Annotated in this window: 4 protein-coding genes; 3 read left to right on the top strand and 1 reads right to left on the bottom strand. The window is 72.3% G+C overall.

What is annotated here, in order from left to right; all coding sequences use genetic code 11:
- The coding region (locus HW445_RS19315) for a TetR/AcrR family transcriptional regulator (protein ID WP_218957164.1) at positions 1-641 on the bottom strand (641 nt) is incomplete at its 3' end.
- Positions 642-779: 138 nt separating this feature from the next.
- Here HW445_RS19315 and HW445_RS19310 point away from each other — a divergent pair.
- Genes HW445_RS19310 through HW445_RS19300 form a run of 3 tightly spaced genes read left to right on the top strand, consistent with a single transcriptional unit; the run spans position 780 to position 4,581 of the window.
- Complete coding sequence (locus HW445_RS19310) at positions 780-2,180, top strand: NAD(P)/FAD-dependent oxidoreductase (RefSeq protein ID WP_180222245.1); 1,401 nt, start codon at positions 780-782, stop codon at positions 2,178-2,180.
- On the top strand, positions 2,177-3,031 hold the full coding sequence (locus tag HW445_RS19305; protein WP_180222244.1) for a universal stress protein: 855 nt from the start codon (positions 2,177-2,179) through the stop codon (positions 3,029-3,031). Before HW445_RS19310 ends, HW445_RS19305 begins: the two co-directional genes overlap by 4 nt.
- The gene (locus HW445_RS19300) at positions 3,028-4,581 is read left to right on the top strand and encodes an APC family permease (RefSeq protein WP_180222243.1); all 1,554 of its coding nucleotides are present in this window, start codon (positions 3,028-3,030) and stop codon (positions 4,579-4,581) included. The genes HW445_RS19305 and HW445_RS19300 overlap by 4 nt, the downstream gene beginning before the upstream one ends.
- Positions 4,582-4,644: the final 63 nt, after the last annotated feature.

The following is a 4,644-nucleotide window of genomic DNA, read 5'->3' as shown; positions in this document are numbered from 1 at the left end:
AGGGCCTTCAAACGGTCCCGGAGCCCGGCCAGCACCGTGGCGAGGCCGAGGTCGAAGGCGGCCCTGGCGGTGTCCCGGCCCACCCGGGCGCCGACCACCGCCGCCAGCACGGGCGCCTGGCCGTCGGGGACGTCGAAGATGCCGTCCGGCGCGGCGGCGTCGAGGGCGGAGCCCAGGACGAAGGACTCCACCGCCACGACGACGTCCATGATCTGGTCGTCCGGCCACCCCCCGGCACGCAGCCCGGCGGCGACCTTCTCGTACATCGCGACCGTGTGCGGGGATCCCGCGATGGGCGTCACCGCGATGACGGGGACGAGCAGCGCGTGCCGCGCGTACGCCTCGCGGTAGGAGCGCGCCCACGACTCGAGCGCGGCGTCCCAGGGCCGCGAGCCGAAGTCCGAACAGTCGATCTCCTGGTTGACGTGGTCCTGGAGCCACAGCAGCAGCTGCCGCTTGGAGCTGACGTGGTTGTAGAGCGCGGACGGCGCGACCCCCAGCTGGCGTGCGAGCGCCGCCATGGTGAGCGCCGTGTAGCCCCGGATCTCGATCAGCTCCACCGCCGCCCGGGTGATCTTCTCCTGCGACAGCAGCGGCGCCGTGGGGCGCCCCCGGCGCCGTGGCCGTTCAGAAGATGTCACCGCGTCACCTTCTCATGACGGCGTTCCGGCGATCGCGGCGGACCGGCGACTTCCTGCCCCGGACCTCTTGACGCGACGGTCGCCGCCCGGGCTAAATGAGCGACATTCATATTGTCTCGTGAGAGAAGCCCCGGCACCATGCACAGCCCTCAGCCCACCCCCCTCACCCTCGATCGCGACGTGGTCGTCGTCGGCGCCGGACCCGCCGGCCTGATGACCGCCCGACGGCTCCGCGAGGCCGGCGTCGGCGTCGCCGTCCTGGAAGCCCGCGACCGGGTCGGCGGGCGCACCTGGAGCGACACCGTGGACGGCGCCTGGCTGGAGATCGGCGGCCAGTGGGTCTCGCCCGACCAGACAGAACTGCTCGCCCTGCTCGACGAACTCGGCCTGGAGACCTACGCACGTCACCGGGAAGGGGACTCGGTCTACGTCGCCCCGGACGGCACCCGCACCCGGTACACGGGGGACCGCTTCCCGGTCGGCGAGAGGACGGCGGCCGAGATGGAGCGCCTGATCCAGCTCCTCGACGCGCTCACCGCCGAGGTCGGCGCCACCGAGCCCTGGGCGCACCCCGAGGCCCGCGCACTCGACACGATCTCCTTCCACCACTGGCTCCGCCGGCAGTCGGACGACGAGGAGGCGTGCCGGAACATCGGTCTCTTCATCGCGGGCGGCATGCTCACCAAGCCCGCGCACTCCTTCTCCACGCTCCAGGCACTGCTGATGGCGGCGTCCGCCGGCTCCTTCTCGAACCTCGTCGACGAGAACTTCATCCTCGACCGGCGGGTGGTCGGCGGCATGCAGTCGGTCAGCGAGACCATGGCCGCCGCGCTGGGGGACGACGTCCACCTGTCCACCCCCGTCCGGACGGTCCGCCGTGACGACGAGGGGGTCACCGTCGTCTCCGACCGCGTCACGGTCCGGGCGCGGAAGGTCGTCATGGCGGTACCGCCGAACCTGTACACCCGGGTCTCGTACGAACCGCCGCTGCCGCGCCGCCAGCACCAGCTCCACCAGCACCTCTCGCTCGGCCTGGTGATCAAGGTGCACGCGGTGTACGAGACGCCCTTCTGGCGCGAGGACGGCCTCTCCGGGACCGGGTTCGGGGCCGGGGAGCTGGTCCAGGAGGTCTACGACAACACCAACCACGGCGACACCCGCGGGACCCTGGTCGGCTTCGTCTCCGACGAGAAGGCCGACGAGGTCTTCGCGCTCCCGGCCGGGGAACGCCGCCGCCGCGTCCTCGAGTCCGTCGCCGCCTACCTCGGCGACCGGGCGCTCGAGCCCGTCGTCTACCACGAGTCCGACTGGGGCAGCGAGGAGTGGACCCGGGGCGCCTACGGCGCGACCTTCGACCTCGGCGGCCTCACCCGGTACGGCGCCGACCAGCGCACCCCCGTCGGCCCCATCCACTGGGCCAGCTCCGACCTGGCCGCCGAGGGCTACCTGCACGTCGAGGGCGCGCTCCGGATGGGCCGCGTCACCGCCGAGGAGCTGCTCGAGGAGCTCGCGGTCACGTCCCGGGGAGAGTCGTCATGAGCGCCCCGCACTACGTCGTCGCGTACGGCGGCGACGAGCGGAGCAAGGTCGCCCTGCGCACGGGAGCGGATCTCGCCCGGTCCCTGGGGGCGGTGCTCGACATCGTGCTCGTGGTCCGTTCCGACACCCCCTTCGGCGCGACGTACCCGCCCGCGCCGGACGTCGGACCGCTGGTCGAGCACCAGGCCGGGCAGTGGCTCGAGGAAGCGCGGGCGTCGGTCCCCTCCGGCGTGCCGGTCCACACCCACATCCGCCGCCACCGGTCCGTCGCCCAGGGGATCCTGGAGGCCGCGGCGGACCTCGACGCCCGCCTGGTGGTGGTCGGCACGGCCTCCGGCGGAGGCCCCGGCTTCACCGTCGGCCCGGTGGCGACCCAGCTGCTCCACGCCTCGCCGGTGCCCGTCGCCCTGGTGCCCCGTGGCCACGCGTCGCCCGGCCTGCTGGAGCGGATCTACTGCGCCGTCGGGACCCGCCCCGGGGCACAGCTGGTGGTGCGGGAGTCGGTCGAGGCGGCGCGCCGCGCGCGTCTCGACCTGCACCTCGTCTCGCTGCTGGAGGTCGACGAGCACCACGGCGCGCGGGAGCCCGCGCGGCAGCGCGCCACGGAGCTGATCTCCGCCGCCGCACGGGACTTCACCGGCGGCAGGGCCACGGTCGAGATCGGGCAGGGCCGCACCATGAAGCAGGCCGTCGAGTCGATCAGCTGGGACGCGCGCGGCGTCCTGCTCATCGGCTCCTCCCGCCTCGCGCCGGGCCGGCGCACCTTCCTCGGCACCACGGCCGCCAGAATCCTCCGGCACCTGCCCATCCCCATGGTGGTCGTGCCGCACACGGACGGAGAAGAGCGATGACCACACCCGTCGCGGGCACCACCACCTCGGGCGGCAGCGGCAGCGGCAGTGGCGGCGGCGAAAGCGGCGACAAAGGCCTGGCCGAAGGGCGTGTCGGGCTGCTGGGCGCGGTCGTCATCGGGGTCTCCTGCATCGCCCCGGCCTACACGCTCTCGGGCGCGCTCGGCCCGACCGCGGCCGTCGTGGGGGAGCAGCTCCCGGCGATCTTCCTCGTCGGCTTCCTCCCGATGCTCCTGGTCGCCATCGGTTACCGCGAACTGAACCGGGCGATGCCCGACGCCGGCACCACCTTCACCTGGGCGTCGCGGGCCTTCGGCCCGTGGGTGGGCTGGATGGGCAGCTGGGGACTCCTGGCCGCGACCATCCTGGTGCTCTCCAACCTCGCGGGCATCGCCGTCGACTTCTTCTACCTGCTCCTCGCCCAGATCACGGGCGACGACGCACTGGCCGAGCTCACCCGCAACGTTCCGGTCAACGTCGCCACCTGCCTGGCGTTCATGGCGCTGGCCTGCTGGGTCTCCTACCGCGGGCTCGAGGCGACCAAGGCCGTCCAGTACGTCCTGGTCACCTTCCAGGTCGGCGTCCTGATCTGGTTCTCCGTCGCCGCCTTCGGCCACGTGGGGGACGGGACGGCCTTCGACGCCTCACGGATCGGCCCCGAGTGGTTCAACCCGTTCGCGGTGGACTCCTTCTCGTCCTTCGCCGCCGGCATCTCCCTCTCCGTCTTCATCTACTGGGGCTGGGACGTCGTCCTCACCATCAACGAGGAGACCAAGGGGTCCGCCACCACTCCGGGGCGCGCGGCCCTCACCACGATCCTGGTCATCGTCGCCCTGTACATGGCGGTGGCCCTCGGCGTGCTCAGCTACTCCGGCGTCTCGGACGGTGCTCACGGACTCGGCAACGCCGACATCCAGGAGAACGTCTTCGCGGCACTCGCCGGCCCGGTGATGGGGCCGACCGCGATCCTGATGTCCCTCGCCGTGCTCTCCTCGTCGACCGCCTCGCTCCAGTCGACGTTCGTCTCCCCGGCCCGCACCATGCTCGCCATGGGCCACTACGGCGCGCTGCCGCCGTCCTACGCGCGCATCACGCCGCGGTTCCAGTCCCCGGGGTACGCCACGGTCGCGGCGGCGCTGGTGGCGTCGGCCTTCTACGCCGTGATGCGGGTGCTGTCCGAGGACGTGCTCTGGGACACCATCACCGCGCTCGGCATGATGGTCTGCTTCTACTACGGCATCACGGCGCTGGCCTGTGTGTGGTACTTCCGCAAGGAACTCGGCCGCGGCCCCAAGGCGTTCCTCATGAAGGGCCTGCTGCCCGGTACCGGCGGCATCCTGCTCCTGGTCTTCTTCGTCCAGACCTGTTACGACTCGATGGACCCGTCGTACGGCTCGGGATCGCAGATCGGCGGCATCGGCCTGGTCTTCCTCCTCGGCATCGGCGTGCTGCTGCTGGGCGTCGTCGTGATGATCACGCAGCGGATGCGCCGGCCCGAGTTCTTCCGGGGCGGGACCGTCCCGCGCAGCGACTCGACCAGCACGCTCTGACGTCCGGCTCCCGCGGCCTCCGGGCCGGTCCCGTCGGTCTCGGCGGGACCGGCCCGGGGTGGT

This window comes from Streptomyces sp. UH6 (genome assembly GCF_013421635.1).
Lineage (GTDB): Bacteria > Actinomycetota > Actinomycetes > Streptomycetales > Streptomycetaceae > Streptomyces > Streptomyces abyssomicinicus.
Note: the sequence above shows the minus strand (reverse complement) of the source record. Positions and strands in the feature narration are given on the sequence as shown.